The following is a 21,688-nucleotide window of genomic DNA, read 5'->3' as shown; positions in this document are numbered from 1 at the left end:
TTGATGAGCGTTATATTTATAATGATAACGCTCAATAAACGAAATGCTCAATAAACGATAGGCTTCTTATTTAACAACAAGCTAAAGAAACCACTTACTGCGCCGGTGTTTGGGCTTTCTTTTCACGCATGACGCTGAGATATTTTTTTACCGCTTGATTGTGCTCACTCAAGCTGCTGGTAAATTTATGTCCGCCGTTACCGGTCGCCACAAAGTATAGTGCCTCACTATCAGCAGGATGCAAGGTCGCTTCGATGGAAGCCGCAGACGGTAGGGCGATTGGTGTGGGCGGCAAGCCATCAATTTGATAGGTATTATAAGCAGTTTTTTCATCGATGTCTTTACGGCGGATATTACCGTCATAGCGACTGCCCATACCATAGATAATGGTCGGATCGGTTTGTAGGCGCATGCCTTTATTGAGGCGATTATTAAACACTGCTGATACCAAAGGACGCTCTTCTACCACGCTGGTTTCTTTTTCGATGATAGATGCCATCACCAGCGCTTCATAAGGTGTTTTATAAGGCAAATCAGGCGCACGGTTTTCCCACGCGTCGGTCAGCGCTTGCTGTTGACGCTTATACAAGTCAGTCAGCACTTTTTTATCACTGGTGCCTTCACCGTAATAATACGTATCTGGGGCAAACCAGCCTTCAAGGTTATGATTGACGATAGCATCATCACTGCTGGTCACCGCATCGGGCAATATACCTGCCAAATCCAATGTCTGAGCAATACTGGCATTGTCGTTATCATTGCCACTAGCGTCGGTCAGTGCCTCTTTTATGATATTGTCATTATCGCGTAACGTTTGATATAAATCCTTCGAGGTTTTGCCTTCGATGATTTGTACCTTGACCATCGCCGCTTTTGCCCCTTGCCCCAGCACTTGTAGTGCTTCAGCAATGGTGGGATTTTCTGGTAATTGATAGATACCCGCATGCAGTGGGCCATCGACTTGCGACTTGATATACAGCTTGGCGATACTGGCAGAAAACAGCGGAATCTGCTGTTGCCATTGCGGCAATAATCCATAATACGTCTGACCCTGCTCAATCGTGACCATCTGCTTTGGCTGCTCAACACGTCCAAATAATGTCTGATAAACCATCACTAGCAAAAATGCAGCTATGAGCCCCAGCACGAGTAGCACCTGATAGCCACGCTGCATAAAAAACGATTGATTGTCCGCTTTATACTCTCGCGGCTTACTGTCTCCACTGATGAGTGAGACATCCGTTGCTGGCGGCTGCTCTACCTCATCGACCTCTGGTTGTGTATCCGCCAGCGTGGTATCAACCGTATCGACACGCTCGTCAACAGTGCCATCTTGCTTATTCGATGGCGTATCATTAGGACGTTCAGGAGGCGTTTCAGGTGTGGGCTTGCTCATGGCAACTCGCGAGGCAGAAGTTTGCTAGAATTTAGCACTGAACTGTGTGATTTTCAATGGTATTTGCTTAGCTTATGCATTAACTTGGTGTTTATAACAAGTTATATCGCTATATCGCTTATTAATAATTTTAAATTTTAATTCTGATAAGAAAATGGGTTATGAATCTACATTTTAATCAAAGTCTTGCCAAAAACTATAAGTCTGAACCTCAAAGGATTAGGGTACTAAGTGAAGATTGGGTCGCTAATCAAGGCTATTGCCCAAATTGTAATGCCGAACCATTGGTTGAATTTGCTAATAACCAACCTGTCGCTGACTTTTATTGCGGATATTGCAGCGAGGAATATGAGCTAAAAAGTAAAAAGGCAAAGTTGAGTAACGTTATTAATGATGGTGCTTATAACACCATGATTGAACGTATCAGTAGCGAAGATAATCCCAGTTTTTTCTTTTTAACCTACTCTCAAGAATATACAGTCAATAACTTTTTAATCATTCCAAAACAGTTTTTTAAACCAGACATGATTATAAAACGCAAACCTTTATTAGCCACTGCCAAACGCGCAGGTTGGGTTGGCTGTAATATCGATTTGCGTAAAGTGCCCGAATCAGGGAAAGTATTTTTGGTCAAAGACCAGCAAGTTATACCACGCGATAATGTCACCGAACAATTTCAAAAAACCTTGTTTCTACGTAAGCAATCTACAGCTTCGCGTGGTTGGACGCTAGATGTGTGGCAATGTATCGATAGACTAGAAGACAGCTTTTCTCTCAATCAAGTTTATGCGTTTGCTGACTTATTAAAACTCAAATACCCTGAAAACAACCATGTTAAAGATAAAATCCGTTAGCAATTACAAGTATTACGCGATAGAGGCATTATTGAGTTTTTGGGTCGTGGACATTATCGAAAATTATATTAAGTTTGATTATCATCCCAAAGAGGCAAATAAGCGCTTGCCACCAATCGTTCATAGAACTTGTGCGGAGGATAGTCCATCTCCAACCCATCATTTACTTTAAAAAAAGTGTCCATATTATCCTTAATGCATTTAGAAGATTTATTTTTTACATGTTTATTCCAGCCTACTAATAGTCCTAATGGCGTACGAGAAGCTTTGGTAAAAGCTTGTCTTTTTACGGTAAGCGCACACATCACAGGTTCATCATGAAACAGTTTGTCTACGCCTTGCTCTATGACTTCTTGACGTATATGCGCATACTTAAATGTCCCACCAAATGCTGTATATTTTTTATCTTTTTCAGAATAAATAATATTGAATGCTATCTTTGAATAACCCGCTAAGTGAACGACTTCATCAGGATATTTTTTTGCTTTACGACATATTTCACTAAATAGCATTAATCGGCGGATTTGTAGTGGGATACGTTTTTCTTCATAGGTAGTACGCATTTATTATCTCCTGTTAAATAATATTTAATAAAATACGATCAATTTCTAAACACCTTAAATTATATTAAACGTTTCTCATTAAAGCGTTCAGGCCTCGGTTGTCCTTTATTATCACGGTATACGTCTGCGATTAACTCCTCTCTATCGTCCCATAAAGGTAAACGTGCCGTTGCAACGAGACGGTCATGAAACTTATGCGGTGGGTATTCTGATTCAATTTCATCATTGATTTTAAAAAAGTGTTCTTCACGATAATCGACGTAAGCGTGCATTCTATTTTTAACATAGTTATTCCAATACCAAACCAGCTGGATAGCTGTGCGCGCGGGCTGAGTAAACTGCTTTAAATTGACTGTTAGCGCCCTTGTTACTGGCTCATCGTTAGGGAAAACTCTAATACGTTGCTCGATAACTTCTTCTCTTGTTTCTGCATACTCAAACACACCACCAAACGCAATAAACTTTTTAAAGTCTTTCAGATACATAACACCGAGCGATAACTCAGTAAATCTTGATAAGTGAATAATTTCATCAGGTTGTTTCTTTGCTAATTTGCAAATCTCATCAAAAATTAATAGTCGACGGATTTGTAGAGGTATTCGTTCATCTTCGTAGATGTATTCCATAGATTTCCTTCCTTATCAAATCACTATAATTGATCGATTTTCCTTATCGCACAAGGCTACGTAACAAAAGACGATCACTTCTTTTTGAGCGCCCTTGCTAATCTAGCGGATATAACTACTAAAGAAATTTTGATAAGCGTATATCGGGGATAGTAAGGATGAAAACAGATAAGAAATTAAAGAAAGTCTTTCAGATAGAGATTGTCGAGACGTTGAGTAATATCGTAGAAGTTGGCGCAGAGAACGAGCAAGAAGCACTATTAAAGGCGCGGGTAGGTATCGCAATGAGGAAGTTATTTTATATGCTGATGATTTTATTGACACTAAATTTAATATTTTTAAATACGATTAAAATCACTTAAAAACCTACCACTTCACCCGATAATAACGTCAGACTATTCATCGGCATGACCCCGCGCAGCGCATTGCAAAAGAACAGTTGGCTTAACTGTGATAAATCTTCGTCTTTTAATGACCTGATAATGACAGGATTTTTGCTATTCGACAATGTATCGATAATGACTTGTCGCATCACGCCCGCGACGCCCGATTGTGCCATAGACGGCGTGTACCATTGTCCTTGAGTTAAATAATTCGAGTCATGTTTATTGAGGTCTAAAAGGCTGTCGGATTGTGAGGATTGCGGCTCTAGCAATTGTGAGTCTGATAATTGATAAAACACATTGCTCATCGTGCCTTCAACCCAGCGCCCGCTCATATCACGCAGCAAACCTTCGCCAACACTAGCACTGTCTAGCCCTGCATTAGACGCTAATCTATGAGCCTTGATGGCTTGAAGCTCGCCACTTGCCAGCACATTATCCAGACGATTAAGGCTTTTGAGTCCTGCTAATGGCGGCGGTAGGCAGGCGAGCTGTGAAGACAAGCAAACGGCAGTACTGACAGGCTGCATGGGGACTAAACGCTCACCAGATAAGCGCAACTGCTCAGCCGTGCCAACGAGCATCGTAGAAGATTTTAGCCAAATCTCGCAAGCGCTACCAGAGGCGCTGGGCGTATAACCATAACCACCAATATCTTGCGCGGCACGGGAGACGATGAGCTTGAGCATACCTTGTTGTAGCTGCTCGGCGTGCGTTTGCAAGGCCACTAATAAGAGCTGGCTATCTAAATCGAGATGCAAAGAGCTGGCGTGAGAGTCAAGCCGCTGCTGATGATAGTCCAACCACAATATCTGACCATCGATGACGCCCATGGTAGTAAAAAAGCCATCACCGTATGCCAAACCGCGATTGTCTAATGAGGTAGTTACTGCTGTAACATCTGTACTGTTGCCTTGTGAGTTTAGGCATAACCAGCGGTTAATCGGCGACATCATCGTTACTATGGTTCCTACAAAATAGTTATCACAAGCTTAGCTATCGTCTGGCTGGACAGCGGTTTTATTGATGATCAGCATACAGCTATAGAACTCACATTTTGCCAGTTCTACTTTGTGTCCACCGACGACTTTATTTTTAGCAATTTGACCATTAAGCATATCAGCGATTAGTCTACCACCCTCTTCACCCATCAATTGGCGCGACAGTTTATAAGCCTTTTTGGCATGATTTTGACTCAGCTCTTTTTCTTTGTCAGAATCAGTAGGATTAGCAAAGTACCAGCCAAGCTCGAGATATTTTTCAGAGTCAATCACATCCAAATAAGGCTCATCCGTATTCATAAAGCGATATTTGGCTGCTGGATTACTGGCATAGTCTAGGCTATTTTCATCAGTACTCCGCACCTTCCCAAAAGATGATTTAATACCCTCTAACTCAGTTATATTGAGCGACTTTACCTTATCAGTACCCCAAGCCGATACATCATATTTCACTTGTGTGCCTTGCTGAGCAGTCGCGCCATCCAAGTCAGCATTAGAGGCAGCATTGTCCTGCACTGGCGCATTATTCTCTGTTTGCTTGCTGTCGTCTACAATTGTTTCAGCATTGGTATCTGATTTTTGGAGATCGTCTTTGCTGCTGTCACAGCTACTCAACGATACTCCAACTGCCATAACCATACCAACCACAAAGGTTTGTAGCGTGCTATTCCACATGGGCGATTTACTCACAGTTTTAAGTTAGTCTCAGGATAATATCAACGTGCTGGCAAATATAGCGCTGATAATGAAAAATTTTATTAATAAAAAGCGTGGTTAATAAAAGCTATAACCCAGCAATCATTAGAGTAGATTGATAGAGTGTTTTACTATTATATAGTTTACCGAACTGCTTAACACTTGACCACCCTTTACGTTACGGATAACACTCCAAGAGGGTACAGATTTGTTAAAGACCTTTTTGGATAAAAAACCTGCTTAATGAAAGGCTTACTGTTCAAGCATCAAGTTTGTTAATCGCCATGTTATCCCTTATGATGATTGGGTTTTGATGATTGCATTATCGACTGTTTTATCGATTTTTTATTCTTAGTTTATTGCTTCCTTTAGCCAGTGGACCCTTTATGAACCAACACTTTATCGTTATCGGCAATCCGATTGCCCACAGCAAATCTCCTGAGATTCATCAGCAATTCGCCGCACAAGTCGGTATCGATATCTCGTACGAACGCCAATACTGCCCCGATGAGGCCACAAGCTTTACCGCCGTGATAGAAGCGTTTTTTCATGGTGGTGGCATCGGTGCCAATGTCACAGTGCCGTTTAAGCAAGTCGCTTATGATGACTGTGCGGCGCGCGGTGGTTTATCCGAGCATGCCAAAGTTGCTGGTGCGGTCAACACCCTGCTGTTAAATAGTGAAATGTTGAAAAATGGCGCATCAATAGCAGAAGCACTATACGGCGATAATACCGACGGACAAGGGCTGGTCAATCATATGACAAGCCTAAACTGGCCGCTGAATGGCGCACGTGTGGCTCTCATCGGTGCAGGCGGCGCAGCACGTGGGGTGATATTGCCCCTTATTCAAGCGGGTATTGGCCAGTTAACTATTGCCAACCGTACAGTAACTAAAGCAGAAGTATTGGTCGATGAGCTTAGCGCGGCTAGTCCTACTATCGCTGATAAGCAGATTAAAACCTGCCCTACAGCGGCATTAACTGGCGCGTTTGATATCATCATCAATGCGACCTCTATCGGACTGTCAGGTGAGACATTGCCATTGCACGATGGGCTCAGCTGCCAGTATGCTTACGACATGATGTATGGTCGCACGCTGCCATTTTTAGAGCACTTTGCTGCGCACAGTGCGCAAACCTCAGACGGCTATGGCATGCTGATTGGACAAGCTGCTTTGAGCTTTGAGCGTTGGACAGGTCATGCTGTCGATGTTGGACAGGCAAGTGAGGCATTAAAAGCCCCGTCAGTATAAATGATATTTCATCAATGATATTGTTTGCTAACCAAATCGTGTCAGTAGCCAATTCTCAATACGCCGTAGCGGTACGCGCAAATTGGTTGAATGCATAACGATGCCGCCACCAAGACCGACCATACAGCCGAGTAAGGTATCAAACAGACGCGCGCGCATCACCTCTTGATAAGCCGTTGGCATAAGCGACATACCGCTACCGTATTCGGCAATAAATATCGTCAATGGCGTAATAAATATAACAGCGAGACCATAATGCCTGTCCACTAATGACTCAATACACAGCATCATCACCAATATCGAAGCGGCCACGCCCCATATCGACAAACCCCAAGAGAGCATCCAACTCGCCAGCCCTACCCCTATCAATGTCCCAAGCAAACGATGAAACTGCTTAATCCACATCGTCCGCAAATGAATACCTTGAATGATAAGAAAACAGCTAACTGCTGCCCAATACGGGTTGGACATGTCCAGCGTCACTGCGATTAGTAACGACAAACTGACGAAGCCTGCGACAATAATGCTTTCGCTGATGGTATCTGGCTCATAACTATAAATCGGCGTCGGTGACGAAGGACGCGTCGCCAATAGAAACAGTGAATATAGCAGCCCCATGATTAAGGCAAAGCCACTGCCAAGCATCACCAGCCCCATTGCTGGCATGATTTGCTCCATGGGTACAGGGATAAATAAGGCAATGGCACCTGACATCATGATAAACAAACCCGCGGGCGGCGGCTGGCGATAGTGACGTCCAAAAACAATAATACCAAAGGCCATCAATGCAAATACGGGCAGCCTGAGCCATGGTATTTGCTGAGCTAATAGCCCAAGCGCAAAACACAGCGACATAGCAAAGCCCCATGCCATCATCGTGATTACACGGTGCGGCAGCGTACCGACTAGAGGCAGGTTTAAGATAACCATGGCCCCGAGCGATGCCTTGATACCCGAAGATAAATGACCAAAATAGGCGCCGACAAATACAGGAAAGCTAATCGCAATCGCGGCAATAACTGGCAAGTGCCATGGTCGCTTACTGCGATTTACTTTTAATAGATGGCTCAGCTCCCCATTAATTAAACGCTTTAGGCTAGCCAATACTTGATTCAGCCAAGATGCTCGCTCTTTTTGCTTCAATGCGCTCATCTGTGGTTTCTCTTATATAATAAATTCATATTTCTTTAATTTTTTGTCCGATTCTTCTTTATGGTATTTAAAACGCCCTAGTATAGTCATCGCTTAATTATGGTCATTGCTCGACTAAAATATAACTAAAATTTATACATAAAACACCAACTAATGAATATTAGTTATAAGTTGTATATTTGTCGTCCCAGAAGATTTATACTCGTATTAACACCATAACAGCTAACTTTTATCAAGGACGACTTAACGACTATTATAACGGATAAGCTGTTACTCATAAATCCACATGACAACCGATCATATGACAATCAAAACAGTGTCTACCGCTATTCAAAATAAGTAAATATCGCTGACATGAAATGGCTCGAATGCGATGCCATAAGTCTATGATAGCGAATCAACCAAAGAGAGCGATTATGTTAACTTACAAAGCACCCTTACGTGATATTAAATTCTTGATTAATGATGTTTTTGATTACCAAACGCATTATAAAGATCTAGACAATGGTGAGAACGCTGATCCTGAAACCGTCGATATGATTCTTCAGGGTATGGCAGATTTTGCTGAAAACGTTTTAGCGCCTTTATATCAGCCCGCTGATGCAGAAGGCTGTCATTTTGATAATGGCGTCGTGACCACGCCAAAAGGCTTTAAAGAAGCTTATAATCAATTTGTAGAAGGCGGCTGGCAAGGTATCTCATACCCTGAAGAATACGGTGGTATGAACTTACCGACTTCATTGAACCTCATTAAAGCTGAAATGATTGGTACCGCTAACTGGCCTTGGGCGATGTACCCTGGTCTATCAACCGGTTGTATCAATACCATCATGCAATATGGTACCGATGAGCAAAAAGAAACTTACCTGCATAAATTGGTCGAAGGCTCTTGGGCGGGCACCATGTGTCTGACTGAGCCACAATGTGGTACTGACTTGGGTCAAGTTAAGTCAAAAGCCATTCCACAAGAAGACGGCAGCTATAAGCTTAGCGGTACCAAAATCTTTATCTCAAGCGGTGAGCATGATTTAACCGAAAACATCGTCCATATCGTACTAGCGCGCCTACCAGGTGCGCCAGAAGGCACACGCGGTATCTCATTATTTATCGTGCCGAAATTCTTACCAAATGCTGAAGGCGAAATCGGTGAACGTAATGGCGTCACTTGTGGTTCGATTGAGCACAAAATGGGTATTAACTCATCAGCAACTTGTGTTCTGAACTTTGATGATGCAGTCGGTTACCTCATTGGTGAGCCGAACAAAGGCCTCAAAGCCATGTTCACCTTTATGAACACCGCGCGTATCGGTACTGGTATCGAAGGTCTTGCCCATACTGAGCTAGCATTCCAAAACGCCCTACCTTATGCCAAAGATCGTCGCTCAATGCGTACGTTATCAGGTACCAAAGATCCTGAAAAAGTAGCAGATGCCATCATTCATCACGCTGACGTACGTCGTATGCTATTGACCCAAAAAGCCTTTGCTGAAGGTGGTCGCTCAATGATTTATCATTCAGCACGCTATGCGGACAAAATGGCGCAAGGCATTATTAATGGCGATGATGAAGAATTTGAGAAATGGGATGATAAGTTAGGCTTCTACACGCCAATTCTTAAAGGCTTCCTAACTGAGCTTGGTATTGAAGCGGCCAAACATGGTCAGCAAGTATATGGTGGTCACGGTTATATCAAAGAATGGGGCATGGAGCTGATCGCTCGTGATGCTCGTATCGCCACTATGTACGAAGGCACCACTGGTATCCAAGCACTAGATTTACTAGGTCGTAAAGTTATCTTACAGTCTAAAGGTAAAATCATTCGCGACTATACCTCAAGCATCATGAAATGGTGTGGTGAATATGCCTTAGACAAAGACATGCGCAAATTCGTTTGGGCATTGACTAAGCTATGTGCTGAGTGGAACACGCTAACCGTACGCTTGATGCTAATGGCACGTAAAGACCGTGAAATTATCTCAGCAGCATCTGATGACTTCTTAATGTACTCAGGCTATGTGATGATGGGTTATCATTGGGCGCGTATGGCGGCAGTTGCCTATGACAAGCTAGAAAATGGTGGCACTGAAGCACCGGAATTCTACAAAGCCAAAATCCAAACCGCTGAATTCTACTTTGATAAGCTATTACCACGTACGTCTGGTCACGCCGAAAGCATGGTCGCACCAAGCGAAAGCATGACTTCAATGGACATTGATAGCTTTTCATTCTTAGACTAGGATTGCTTAAATACCAATCTTTAACATTTAGAATTTAAAAAGCGCCCAGTTAATAACTGGGCGCTTTTTTATGCTAGATTATACCAAACCCAAAAAGTACGATTAGCCGTGTCAAACTCGTTTAGCCTATAATGCGTAGCACTTGCACTCGTTTTCCTTGCTACTCTAACTTTTGTGAATGGTATTAGAAAGTAACCAATAATTATATTTTATAGGAGGTAACCATGACCCTATCCACTTTTATCCCTTCTTTAACCTCTGTGCTTATGATTGGCTTCATCAGTATTAGTGGCGCGCAAGCGAGCGACACCCCTATCCGTTTTGCCAAAGGTCAAATCAGCACCACGATTACTGGCAAATTAAAACCCAATGTAGATGAGCAATGGTATCGTTTTAATGCGGAAAAAGGTCAATATGCGCTGATAAATATCGCACCGCCATCAGGTAAAAATAAAGCGACGCCTGAGACTGCCAATGTCGGTGTGTTACATATGCCAGACGGCAGCCAAGATGGCACCAAAGGCGGTATCATTTATCAGAACTGCTTGCCAATGACAGGAGAATATCGACTGCGCATTGCCCGCAACCTAATGGCGACGCAAGGTAAAACAGCTGGATATCACGTTGAAGTTATTATGCTACCTAAATATGCTAGTAAAGAATTATGCGAAAATGAATAAGCTAGGTAATAAATCATTCTGGCTAGGTATTAGCTAAGCATTTTTTTATGATAAACCATGCTAATTTCCTCAACTTCAACACATATCTGTAACTCGACCCGCACTGATTGCTCTGACTTTATTGTTTCTTCTATGGTTGTAACCAATAGCTCAGCGAGCTGATTACGAATCAAAAGATCACGACCGCTCATTATTTTTAAATGAGCATAAACAAAACCATTGGCTTGCTCGTCATCTTCAACACCCACCAAAAATGTCTCTATAGGCACTATTCGTGCTTTGATATCAGTTGGTTTACCAAAATGACCACTGTCCCACAGCGCTTTATTTAACGCTTTAATAAATGATTCTTCATGAGCAATCATGACATTAGGGGTTACTTGAATGGTTAAATGCGGCATACGGCTACTATCCTTTTGCAATTTGAAAATTATAAAATTTAAATAAAAGATAAATATAGCTGAATCACTTTAAAACTGATACGAATACTACTGGAGTAAATTTTTCGCAGCCTCTGTCACGCTTGCGAACAGCAAGCAAGAAAAACTCACTCCAGTAGTACGTTTTTATTAATGCGGCGATTCTATTTCTAACTGACTATACCAGAGATTATCTTAGTCCAAGCTCAATGCCGAATTATTAAGGACACTTTTAATCATCAACAATACTGCCAAATCGAGCATCAAGAATGGCAGCCAGTTGTGCAGGGGGCAGCTCAATCTCTAAACCACGCCGACCACCACTCACATAAATAGTTGGCTGCACTTCAGCTGAACTATCGATAATAGTTGCCAAACGCTTTTTTTGCCCCAATGGACTGACGCCGCCGAGTACGTAGCCAGTACTGCGTTCGACTTGTTTTGGGTCTGCCATTTGGACTTTTTTGCAGGACAGTACTTTATTAGAAGACAGCTTATTAACAGACAGTGCTTTGGCCATTTTTTTAAAGTTTAAGGTTTTCTCTACGGGCAATACCGCAACTGCGAGCGCACCAGCATCGGTCAACACGACCAAGGTTTTAAACACTTGAGCGGCATCAACGCCGAGTTTTTCTACCGCCTCTAAACCAAAAGAGGCGGCGTTACTGTCATGGCTATATTCGTGCAATTGATAATTAAGAGCGCACTTTTTGGCAAGATTGATGGCTGGCGTCATAATATTTTAACTCAAATCAGTGAGGTTAAATGATAGGCTTACACATGGTTGGTCGCGGTTGTAGGCAAACTATTATTACGCTAAATAGGTTAATCTTCAAATACGAGACCTTATTAAAAGCGGCCTAACTCACTATATACTACCTCAAACCTGTGAATAGTGGCAGTATATACAGACACTATATATCGCTTTGATGGCTTTTATGGCATTATAAGCGCAACACATTTGACTAATTTTGATACTGATTATGATACCGAAGTTCTTAAAAAAACGGATTTTTAAAGCGCCAGTTGCGACTGACAGTTCTTCTGAAACTGATATCAATCCAATCGCCACCAAGCCTTACTCTAATGCACCAATCAATCAGCTCTACCGTAAACTCTCGGGGCAGATGCTCGACGTCGCTGTCAAACCTAAATTATTGGGTGAGTTACCCGAGTTCGACGCTGACGATCAAACCTTAAGATTTTATGTGTTGCAAGATTACTCACGTTCCAACAGCATTTTGATTGATTTGCAAACGCAAGAGCACAACCTACCACCAGCATTGGTTGGGGTAAATGATGTCGCTCATAATATTAAAGAAAATGCGGCCATCATATTTTTAAATCATCCAAATGCCAAAGACAGTCAGCTATCACCGCGCCTGTCACGCTTGGTTTCTGCTGTCCTGCAATATCCAGAGTTAAAGGTGCGTTTGGTTCCCGTATCTATCCTATGGGGACGCGCGCCAGAAAAAGAAGATTCGCTATTTAAACTGCTGACCGCTGACAACTGGGAAGATCCAAGCATCACCAAGCAATTATTTAATATTGGGGTGATGGGACGCGATACCTTTGTGCAGTTCCATCCACCGCAAGATTTACGTACCCTTATTAATGATAACGTTCAAGGGGATGGTGAAGGGTTTTCTATCTTTGATTCAGTAGCTACTGATAAAAAAGACAGTGATTCAAAAGATAGCAACCATACGACGGTGAAGGATGTTGACGAAGCACCAAGCTATGCATTGGTCGCGGCTGCCGATGGCAATCGTGAACTGGTGCGCTCGTTGCAACAGCAGCTAACGATTTATCTGGATAAACAGCGGGCCAGTATGCTCGGTCCCGATTTATCAGACAGGCGTAACTTGGTAGACAAGCTCGTTTATTCACCGGCCATTAAACATGCGATAGAAGCGGAAGCGGCAGAAACCGGTACCAGCACTCGTGAAACGCGTCTACTCGCAAAAAACTATGCCAATGAGATGGTCAATGATTATTCACACTCTATCGTGCGCGGTTTTTATAAGTTTTTAACCTGGTTGTGGACGCAGCTATATGACGGTGTAGAAGTGCATCATTTTGAGCGCGTACGAGAGCTAGCGGCTGATTATGAACTGATTTATGTGCCTTGCCATCGCAGTCATGTCGACTACCTTCTACTGTCTTACGTCATCTATAAGCGCGGCTTAAGTATTCCTTATGTGGCAGCCGGTGACAACTTAGATGTGCCAGTATTGGGTCCGCTATTACGCGGTGCCGTTGCCTTTTATATACGCCGTAGCTTCCGTGGTAACGCGCTTTACACCGCGGTATTACGTGAATATATGCACACGCTAATCACGCGCCATACACCGATTGAATACTTCATTGAAGGCGGTCGCTCACGTTCAGGACGTTTATTGCCACCGAAAATGGGCATGCTAGCAATGACCGTACATAGCCAATTGCGCCAGACCAATAAGCCCGTGGTATTTATTCCAACCTATATTGGTTATGAGCGCATCATGGAAGGTGGTACTTACGTTGGTGAGTTAAAGGGCAAACCCAAAGAGTCTGAGTCTTTGATTGGATTGCTTAAAGTCGGCCGTAAGATTGAGCGTATCTTTGGCAATGTGCACTTAAGCTTTGGCACACCGCTACATCTTAGCGACTTTATGACCAAATTCGATGTACCAGCTAATAGCTTACCGGCAGATCGCACTGACACGCCACTCGATGATAAAGCCAGTGCGATGGTCGATAATATTGGCGTGAAAGTCATGCAGCATATTAATAAAGCCGCGGTAGTCACGCCCGTATCACTATTGTCATTGGTGCTATTATCAGCACCCAAAGCCGCTCTAGATGAAAATATCTGCCGCGAGCAAATCGCCCTCTATCAAGGTCTTGCTCAACAGCTGGCATATTCGGATGACACGGTTATCACTGATATGAGTCCGCAACAAATCATCGATTATGGTATTAAGCTAAAGCTCATTGAGCGTACGCCGCACATCTTAGGCGATATCATTCAAATTGCAGGCAAGCAAGCGGCATTGCTCAGCTATTTCCGCAATAACATCTTGCATGTGTTTATTCTACTGTCTTTCTTATCAGCACTCGTGGCGCGTAATGGTCGTATCGAGCGCAGCCGTTTAGATAATATTGCCAAACAACTCTATCCATTCTTACAGAGCGAGCTGTTTTTACATTATCCAGCGCATGGCTTAGCGGAGACGCTAAATAAGAAAATTGATATCTTAATCGCGCACGGACTGATTATAGAATTGAGCGATGGCATACTTAGCGTACCTGAGACCAATAGTAAATGCTATCAGCAGCTGCAAGTTCTCGCCACTCCCGTTGGCCAAAGTCTTGAGCGTTACTTTATGACGCTTGCCCTACTCGCTCAGCAAGGCTCAGGCAATTTAACCGAAAACGAAGTCGTTGACTTGTGTCATCTGCTTGGTCAACGTTTATCTGTGTTATATGCAGATGATATTCCTGATTTCTTTGACCGCGCGTTATTCACCAGCTTTATCAGTGCCTTGACTCGTCTTGATTACTTGCAAAAAGATGATGAAACTGGGGTATTGACCTTTGACCAGCGTATCAACGATATTGCCCATCATGCCAAGTACGTCCTGACACCTGATATGATGCAAATTTTGCAGCAAGTGGCCAGCTTAGACGAAGCAGAAATCACCCATGCGATTACTGAGATTAGTAATAAAAAGCAGCGTAAATTTGGTCGTAAGCGTTAGGTTTTAGTCAGGTATCTTGAGCCAATTATAGGGGCTGTAAAAAAAACCATACCCGCAGTATCGTAGCGCTTTTAAAGTATTTTAACTATATCTTAACCAAGTGACGCACAAAAAAAGACCTCTAAATAATTGGAGGTCTTTTTTATGCTATTAAACTTGCTCTTTTTAAGCAGCTCTCTTAGTTAGTAATCTTTTTGTATTTCATACGCTTAGGAGTGGCATCATCACCCATGGTCTTTTTGCGATAAGTTTCAAACTCAGAATAGTTGCCGTCGAACCACACTGGGCCTTCTTCTTCGAACGCCAAGATATGGGTAGCGATACGGTCAAGGAACCAACGGTCATGCGACACCACCATGACGGTGCCTGGGAATACTTGAATCGCATCCTCTAGCGCACGCAAGGTCTCGATGTCCAAATCGTTTGAGGGTTCATCAAGGAGCAAGACGTTCGCGCCCTGCTTTAGCGTCTTCGCTAATTGCAAACGGTTACGCTCACCACCAGATAATTGACCGACGTGCTTTTGTTGGTCTGAGCCTTTGAAGTTAAAGCGACCGATATAGGCACGGCTTGGCGTGGTGTAATCACCAACGGTAATAATATCTAAGCCGTCAGACACTTCTTCCCAAACGGTTTTTTCATCATCTAAATTGTCACGTACCTGACCGACATAGGCAACCTTGACACTTTCACCCAAATCGACTGAACCCGTATCTGGCGTATCACGTTCGGTAATCATGTTAAATAGCGTGGTTTTACCTGCACCATTTGGACCAATAATACCAACGATAGCGCCAGCTGGCACGTTAAAGCTCAGGTTTTCATAGAGCAAACGGTCGCCAAATGATTTAGAAATATCATTGATTTCAATGACTTTATTACCCAAACGCGGACCAGGTGGAATATAAATCTCAGAGGTCTCGTTACGTTTCTGGAACTCTTGTGAGTTCAACTCTTCAAAACGCTGTACACGAGATTTAGACTTGGCTTGTTGGCCTTTTTGGTTTTTACGAATCCAATCCAGCTCTTTTTTCAGCGCTTTAGCAAACGATTCTTCTTGCTTATTTTGCTGCTCTAAACGGGTATTCTTTTGCTCGAGCCATTCAGTATAGTTGCCTTCGTACGGATAGCCATGACCACGGTCAAGCTCCAAGATCCACTGGGCGACATTATCCAAGAAATAACGGTCATGGGTAATGGCAACGATAGTACCGCTGTAGTTCTGCAAGAACTGCTCTAACCATGCTACGGACTCAGCGTCCAAATGGTTGGTTGGCTCATCTAGTAATAGCATATCAGGGCGTGATAATAACAGGCGGCATAGTGCCACACGACGTTTTTCACCACCCGATAACTTGCTAACGTCAGCATCCCACGGCGGCAGACGTAGCGCATCAGCTGCTTTCTCTAATTGGGTATCTAAGGTATGCGCGTCCCACGTTTGGATGATGTCTTCCATCTTGCCTTGTTCTTCGGCCAACTTATCAAAATCGGCATCCGGTTCCGCATATTCTGCATAGATAGCATCGAGACGTGCTAGTGCATCTAACGCCTCGCGCATACCGTCTTCGACGTTACCACGTACGTCTTTACTGTCATCAAGCTGTGGTTCCTGTGGTAGATAACCGATTTTGGTGCCAGTTTGCGCGCGGGCTTCACCGCTAAACTCGGTATCTACACCCGCCATGATACGGAGCAAAGTTGATTTACCTGAACCATTGATACCCAATACACCAATTTTGGCACCAGGGAAAAATGATAAATTGATATTTTTTAGAATCTCGCGTTTAGGCGGAACAAGTTTGGACACGTTGTTCATCGTGTAGATATATTGAGCCATTAACACTCCGATAGACTACATAGAAGAGGCGAGCAAATCATACTCAGCAATAATGCCAAGCGCGCTACACCTCAAAATCAGGGTTACAAATTATAAGCCATTATCGCATTGTGGCGCATACCCTGCAAGCCGACAGGTTGCTTTAGCACTGGTTTTACAGCTTTTGTCCTAGCGCGCTGTAATTTGTATAGCTGATACTGAATAAAATGGATACACGATACTATGCTGCGTGACTGGGCTGCGTGACTGGTACAAAATCAGCCAGTAAACGGCATCATTCTTAACATTTGCCCTATCTACTCTTACGGTAAAGGACTATAAATTTAAATTAAAAAGATCGATAATAGAATCAAGTTGGCTGCAAGCAGCACTATAAGTAGATTCACTGTAAAAAGAATACCGTGCTATTATTTTGAACGGACTATATAAACAAGTCACATCCGACGATAACAATGGAGAATACATATATGAGTAAACAAAATATAAATATCACTCACAATGAACAGGCCAAACGTTTTGAAACGACGGTTGAGGGACATACGGGCTATATCAGTTATAAAGAGCGTGATGACAAACTGGTTTATGATCACACGATCGTACCGCAAGAATTGGGTGGACAAGGCATCGGCTCGACACTAGTCAAACATGCATTAGATTATGCACGCGAGCACGATAAAAAAGTGGTCCCACAATGCTCATTTGTTTCGTCTTATATCGACAAACATCCTGAGTATCAAGATTTACTATAGTCTAAAGGAAATAATTAGGTTTTATAACCGCATGTCTTATGACGACATACAGTATGTAAATTCTATCGCTGTTACCTAACATATTATTACTACCTTCTAAACGTAGCTGTACCCCTGCCCTCCTATTTTTCTGATATCGCTCATTGTATGTTTGTAGCCAAATATATAATAAGACATCAGCAATAGGTGGGTTTTTTGTCCTATACTATTGATAGAGTTTATGATGCTATTTAGTCATCAATACAGACCTTAATACAGACCTTTAAGTTACCAGTTAAAACAAGCTAACCCACTATAATAATAAAGGATATCACCATGAGTAGTTTATCTGACAAACAAGTAAATTTGCAGCTAGAAGGGTTACCCGGCTGGCAGCGCAATGGTAATGCAATCGTAAAAACCTACCACTTTAGTGATTTTATCGAAGCCATGAGTTTTATGAACCAAGCAGCATTTCATGCTGAAGCACTCGAGCATCACCCTGAATGGCGCAATACATACAACATAGTCGAAGTACGCCTTACTACTGGTGATACAGGTGGCATCACCAGCCATGATATTCGTTTGGCTAAACGTATGGAGCATATTATTCAGCCAAAACGCTTATGATACTTCTCAAGGATATCCCACCCTTTCAAAAGCTGTTTTATTAATTGTACCACTCACAAAAAAGCGTCCTTTAAGGACGCTTTTTCTTATAGATTATTCTTACCGTTAAAGGGTTCAACCATTACATTTTTCTACCAACAAAGGCAACGATGAACAAGATAACCGCTACTACTAGGAAGATATAAGCTAAATTACTAGATAATCCAGCGACACCACCAAAACCTAGGAAACTTGCTAACAATGCGATTACCGCAAAAATAATAGCCCAGCGAAACATAAACTTCTCCTCAAATTATTGTTGAGATACCAGATATTTAGCTCATATTCAATAAAGAATAATAAGACCAGCATTATGGATATCCGTATTACCTTATCTAATATCTCTTTTATTTTTTGTTTTCTTAATACTTGTTAGAACTGCTTACAAACATAGATTAGCAATTTCTATCTCCAGAAAACGTACCTTTTAGTAATGATATCGGTAGGTTATGTAACCTTTGTAGCGAATCTTAATACTTTACCGCCTTTTACCGAATTTATAGAACTTATGTTTATAGAGATTTAGCTATTATTCTATCTCTATCATTAGCATCATACAATCTACTATAAACAATAACTTACAAGTCATTTTTACGACCGATAAATACTTTACTATATAGTTATCAGCAAGATATAAATATTTATCACTGATTCAGTCATCAAATACCTATTAAGGATAATAAATATGGATACCTATACGGATACTTCAAAGACACCACAGAATAGTCATGAAAAACGCCCTTATGCTGTCGTTTTATATGGCGCCACAAGCTTTGTGGGACAAATAACAGCGCACTATTTAACCGAGTTTTTGTCTAATGCTAAAGATAAAAATGGCAACAATGTTACCTGGGCAATAGCCGGTCGTGACGAAGAAAAGTTGAATGAATTACAGTCTAAACTTGCCAGCAAAGTCGATACTATCATTGCTAACAGCAAGGATGCCGCCAGCCTCGATGAGATGACCAAACAAACCCAAGTCATTATTTCAACCGTCGGGCCTTACCTTAAATATGGCGAACCGCTGATTAAATCTTGTACCAGTAACGGTACTGACTATGTCGATCTAACTGGCGAAGCCATCTTTATCAAAGATATGATGGACAAATATCAGGACGCGGCAAAACAAAGCGGCGCTCGTATCGTCAACTCATGTGGGTTTGATTCTATTCCATCAGACTTAGGCGTTTACTTTACTCAGCAGCAAGCAGAAGATAAGTTTGGTGAGGCGTGTGATGTGATTCATATGCGGGTCAAAGCAGCAAAAGGTGGTCTATCTGGCGGTACGATAGCCTCGATGGCGACTATTTTTGAAGAAGTCGGCCAAGATAAATCACGTCGCAAACAAGTGGCAAACCCTTACTTGCTTAACGATGATAAAGACGCGCCAAATGTACGCCAAGCTAATGTTAGCAAACCTGAGTACGATAGCGAACACCAACGCTGGCTTGCACCTTTTGTAATGGCAAGCATCAATACTCGTATCGTCCATCGCAGTAACCAACTGCTTGGTTACGAATATGGTCGCGATTTTAAATATGACGAAGCAATGTGGATGAAAGATGGCGTCAAAGGTAAATTATCGAGCTATGCGATGAGTGCAGGTTTGTTTGGGTTTGCCACCGCAATGATGATTAAGCCAAGTCGTGAGCTACTTTCTAAACACGTATTGCCTAAATCAGGCTCTGGCCCGTCTAAAGAAGACCAAGACAATGGCTATTATGATATTCGCCTGTTCGGTACCACTGCTAATAAAGACACGATTAACACCAAAGTTACTGGTGACAAAGACCCCGGTTATGGCAGTACCTCACGGATGCTGTCACAAGCGGCATTGTGTTTGGCGCAGGACGTTAGTAAAGAAGAGGTAGGCGGTGGATTTTGGACACCTGCCTCTGCAATGGGTGACAAACTGCTAACCCGTCTAAAAGAGCACGCTGGTCTTAGCTTTGAAGTGATTGATGCTTAATATAAAGTTAATTTAATCATTCTTAAAATATCAATGACCGTATCTTGAAATAAGATGCGGTTTTTTATGGTCTATATTTTCTAGCATCATTCAAGCAAATGTTAATGAATAATAATAACGTACTTCTTTAGTAAACGATGTTGCCGCTTTTCGATTTTTTAATACATTATGCTACACATTCCTAGCCTAATGTCACAGCCATATCGTAATGATTGACGTAGGATAAAACAGGTCATGGCATTATTTTTATGACTCAGCTTTTATCACTCAGCTTTACCATCTCATTTAACCGACTCTCTATACGGTCAGTTAACACATCAAAAATTCAGCTGCGCTAAATGCTACTAATCATTGCCATTAACCAGCTTTGTTAAAAAAAGCACGACTAAAAAATACCAATTAAAATTAACAGTCATAATTAAGAGGAAATAATCATGAAATTGAATGTATTGACCGCCGCTATACTGACATCAGGTCTGGCTATGTTTGCAAGCTCTGCTAATGCGGCAATGACCACTGACAGTCATGGTAACGTTGGCTATGATAGCTATGATGAGTGTGCCATGGCCGTGAAGGATGGCTCAGCCAAATTTTATACGCCTTATACTTATCAGAACCCAAAACGCCAAACGGGTGAAACGGCGGTCAAAAAAATGCGCTTGTCAGAAGTCATGATTCCACAAGATGTTGTTAATAATAATAACTTAGCGACCAGCAGTTATTCAGCAGGCGCCTGCGATTTAGGGGTTGGCCAATCAAATGGTCGCTACGGTGTTTCGGGTGCATTGGTTGGAAAATATGTGCCTATCGCTGCCGATATGCCTGTCAACGTTTACACTGACAAAGCTGGCAACCCAGTACGTCTAAGTATGCAGCAGTGTGATAACCACTTTGGGGCTAAATTCCCAACGCCTATCATGAGCGAAGCAAAAGAAGTTGAAGCGCCGGAAGCGCAAATCGCCATCGATGAAGAGCGCAGTGTAGAACCTGTCACCATTGAAACCAATCGTGTTATTCGCCCTGCTAAATATAGCGTTAAAGAAGTCTATATTGTCCCAGACGATCAAATCAAAAAAGTGAACACGGCTGAAGGGACAGCAGTCGCTATCGAAGATGGTACTGATCGCACGGTTGTCGTTGGTGAAGAAGCTGAGGCTGATGCCATTGACAAAACCGAGGTCAATCAGACTTTTCCAGTGACTCGCGTACCTAATAATGAAACGCCACAACGTGTCGTTGACCCGAACACTGGTAAATATATAGTCGTTGAATAAAAAACGATAGTGTATTTAATCTTAGGGGCTGTATAGAATTCAGCTAAGGAACTGACAGGGACTATTTTAAAGAAAGCAGGGGGTTGACAGTTTCATAACCTCACAATAAGACATAGAACAGTTAGAAATTTAATGCATTCACTACTGAAACATCAGTCGCTTAGTTGATACTCTCCTGCTTAGAGATTATAAGTGATTTAGATTA

19 protein-coding genes and 1 pseudogene are annotated in these 21,688 nt (G+C 42.4%); 10 read left to right on the top strand and 10 right to left on the bottom strand.

The window, feature by feature from the left end; translation table 11 throughout:
- Window positions 1–94 precede the first annotated feature (94 nt).
- Window positions 95–1,396, bottom strand: coding sequence for an endolytic transglycosylase MltG (gene mltG, locus ACT3TU_RS01245; RefSeq protein WP_192522699.1), 1,302 nt, complete (start codon window positions 1,394–1,396; stop codon window positions 95–97).
- A gap of 161 nt (window positions 1,397–1,557) precedes the next feature.
- Between mltG and ACT3TU_RS01240 the strand changes: the two are divergent.
- Window positions 1,558–2,322 (top strand): annotated as a pseudogene (locus tag ACT3TU_RS01240) (DpnI domain-containing protein).
- Here ACT3TU_RS01240 and ACT3TU_RS01235 read toward each other — a convergent pair.
- Both ACT3TU_RS01235 and ACT3TU_RS01230 read right to left on the bottom strand, forming a co-directional pair.
- The gene (locus tag ACT3TU_RS01235) at window positions 2,319–2,813 is read right to left on the bottom strand and encodes a hypothetical protein (protein WP_192522700.1); all 495 of its coding nucleotides are present in this window, start codon (window positions 2,811–2,813) and stop codon (window positions 2,319–2,321) included. The pseudogene ACT3TU_RS01240 and the gene ACT3TU_RS01235 overlap by 4 nt on opposite strands.
- Before the next feature lie 59 nt (window positions 2,814–2,872).
- Window positions 2,873–3,439, bottom strand: coding sequence for a hypothetical protein (locus tag ACT3TU_RS01230; RefSeq protein ID WP_192522701.1), 567 nt, complete (start codon window positions 3,437–3,439; stop codon window positions 2,873–2,875).
- A gap of 158 nt (window positions 3,440–3,597) precedes the next feature.
- On the opposite strand from ACT3TU_RS01230, the gene ACT3TU_RS01225 reads away from it, so the two are divergent.
- The gene (locus ACT3TU_RS01225) at window positions 3,598–3,801 is read left to right on the top strand and encodes a DpnD/PcfM family protein (RefSeq protein ID WP_225736884.1); all 204 of its coding nucleotides are present in this window, start codon (window positions 3,598–3,600) and stop codon (window positions 3,799–3,801) included.
- Here ACT3TU_RS01225 and ACT3TU_RS01220 read toward each other — a convergent pair.
- On the bottom strand, window positions 3,798–4,778 hold the full coding sequence (locus tag ACT3TU_RS01220; RefSeq protein WP_225736885.1) for an aminotransferase class IV: 981 nt from the start codon (window positions 4,776–4,778) through the stop codon (window positions 3,798–3,800). The two genes, ACT3TU_RS01225 and ACT3TU_RS01220, sit on opposite strands and share 4 nt — an antisense overlap.
- A 36-nt stretch (window positions 4,779–4,814) precedes the next feature.
- Window positions 4,815–5,513, bottom strand: coding sequence for a hypothetical protein (locus ACT3TU_RS01215; protein ID WP_444783948.1), 699 nt, complete (start codon window positions 5,511–5,513; stop codon window positions 4,815–4,817).
- Window positions 5,514–5,905: 392 nt separating this feature from the next.
- Between ACT3TU_RS01215 and aroE the strand changes: the two genes are divergently transcribed.
- Window positions 5,906–6,772: a shikimate dehydrogenase gene (aroE, locus tag ACT3TU_RS01210; RefSeq protein WP_192522703.1), complete on the top strand. Its 867-nt coding sequence runs from the start codon at window positions 5,906–5,908 to the stop codon at window positions 6,770–6,772.
- A gap of 27 nt (window positions 6,773–6,799) precedes the next feature.
- Here the strand turns inward: aroE and ACT3TU_RS01205 are convergent, their stop codons facing one another.
- The gene (locus ACT3TU_RS01205) at window positions 6,800–7,924 is read right to left on the bottom strand and encodes an FUSC family protein (RefSeq protein ID WP_192522704.1); all 1,125 of its coding nucleotides are present in this window, start codon (window positions 7,922–7,924) and stop codon (window positions 6,800–6,802) included.
- A gap of 416 nt (window positions 7,925–8,340) precedes the next feature.
- Between ACT3TU_RS01205 and ACT3TU_RS01200 the strand changes: the two genes are divergently transcribed.
- Both ACT3TU_RS01200 and ACT3TU_RS01195 read left to right on the top strand, forming a co-directional pair.
- Window positions 8,341–10,161, top strand: a complete 1,821-nt coding sequence (locus ACT3TU_RS01200; RefSeq protein ID WP_192522705.1) for an acyl-CoA dehydrogenase C-terminal domain-containing protein — start codon at window positions 8,341–8,343, stop codon at window positions 10,159–10,161.
- 224 nt (window positions 10,162–10,385) lie between these two features.
- Window positions 10,386–10,841, top strand: a complete 456-nt coding sequence (locus ACT3TU_RS01195) for a hypothetical protein (protein ID WP_192522706.1) — start codon at window positions 10,386–10,388, stop codon at window positions 10,839–10,841.
- Window positions 10,842–10,870: 29 nt separating this feature from the next.
- On the opposite strand, the gene ACT3TU_RS01190 is transcribed toward ACT3TU_RS01195, so the two are convergent.
- Entirely contained in the window at window positions 10,871–11,242 is a 372-nt protein-coding gene (locus ACT3TU_RS01190) for a 5-carboxymethyl-2-hydroxymuconate Delta-isomerase (RefSeq protein ID WP_192522707.1), read from the bottom strand.
- Between the two features lie 250 nt (window positions 11,243–11,492).
- Window positions 11,493–11,996 carry a Cys-tRNA(Pro) deacylase gene (gene ybaK, locus ACT3TU_RS01185; RefSeq protein ID WP_192522708.1) on the bottom strand — a complete coding sequence of 168 codons (504 nt, stop codon included), beginning with the start codon at window positions 11,994–11,996 and terminating at the stop codon, window positions 11,493–11,495.
- Between the two features lie 247 nt (window positions 11,997–12,243).
- Between ybaK and plsB the strand changes: the two genes are divergently transcribed.
- Complete coding sequence (gene plsB, locus ACT3TU_RS01180) at window positions 12,244–15,003, top strand: glycerol-3-phosphate 1-O-acyltransferase PlsB (RefSeq protein ID WP_192522709.1); 2,760 nt, start codon at window positions 12,244–12,246, stop codon at window positions 15,001–15,003.
- 178 nt (window positions 15,004–15,181) lie between these two features.
- On the opposite strand, the gene ettA is transcribed toward plsB, so the two are convergent.
- Window positions 15,182–16,843 (bottom strand): energy-dependent translational throttle protein EttA, encoded by a 1,662-nt coding sequence (gene ettA, locus ACT3TU_RS01175; RefSeq protein ID WP_192522710.1) that lies wholly within the window; start codon window positions 16,841–16,843, stop codon window positions 15,182–15,184.
- A gap of 467 nt (window positions 16,844–17,310) precedes the next feature.
- Between ettA and ACT3TU_RS01170 the strand changes: the two genes are divergently transcribed.
- Both ACT3TU_RS01170 and ACT3TU_RS01165 read left to right on the top strand, forming a co-directional pair.
- Window positions 17,311–17,592: a GNAT family N-acetyltransferase gene (locus ACT3TU_RS01170; RefSeq protein WP_192522711.1), complete on the top strand. Its 282-nt coding sequence runs from the start codon at window positions 17,311–17,313 to the stop codon at window positions 17,590–17,592.
- 315 nt (window positions 17,593–17,907) lie between these two features.
- The gene (locus ACT3TU_RS01165) at window positions 17,908–18,201 is read left to right on the top strand and encodes a 4a-hydroxytetrahydrobiopterin dehydratase (RefSeq protein ID WP_192522712.1); all 294 of its coding nucleotides are present in this window, start codon (window positions 17,908–17,910) and stop codon (window positions 18,199–18,201) included.
- A 121-nt stretch (window positions 18,202–18,322) separates the two neighbouring features.
- Here ACT3TU_RS01165 and ACT3TU_RS01160 read toward each other — a convergent pair whose 3' ends face one another.
- Entirely contained in the window at window positions 18,323–18,478 is a 156-nt protein-coding gene (locus tag ACT3TU_RS01160) for a DUF1328 domain-containing protein (RefSeq protein WP_192522713.1), read from the bottom strand.
- A gap of 447 nt (window positions 18,479–18,925) precedes the next feature.
- On the opposite strand from ACT3TU_RS01160, the gene ACT3TU_RS01155 reads away from it, so the two are divergent.
- Both ACT3TU_RS01155 and ACT3TU_RS01150 read left to right on the top strand, forming a co-directional pair.
- Window positions 18,926–20,209, top strand: a complete 1,284-nt coding sequence (locus ACT3TU_RS01155; RefSeq protein ID WP_192522714.1) for a saccharopine dehydrogenase family protein — start codon at window positions 18,926–18,928, stop codon at window positions 20,207–20,209.
- Between the two features lie 434 nt (window positions 20,210–20,643).
- On the top strand, window positions 20,644–21,483 hold the full coding sequence (locus tag ACT3TU_RS01150; RefSeq protein WP_192522715.1) for a hypothetical protein: 840 nt from the start codon (window positions 20,644–20,646) through the stop codon (window positions 21,481–21,483).
- Window positions 21,484–21,688: the final 205 nt, after the last annotated feature.

Source organism: Psychrobacter sp. AOP3-A1-26, from assembly GCF_052378235.1.
In the GTDB taxonomy this organism is placed as follows: Bacteria; Pseudomonadota; Gammaproteobacteria; order Pseudomonadales; family Moraxellaceae; genus Psychrobacter.
Note: the sequence above shows the minus strand (reverse complement) of the source record. Positions and strands in the feature narration are given on the sequence as shown.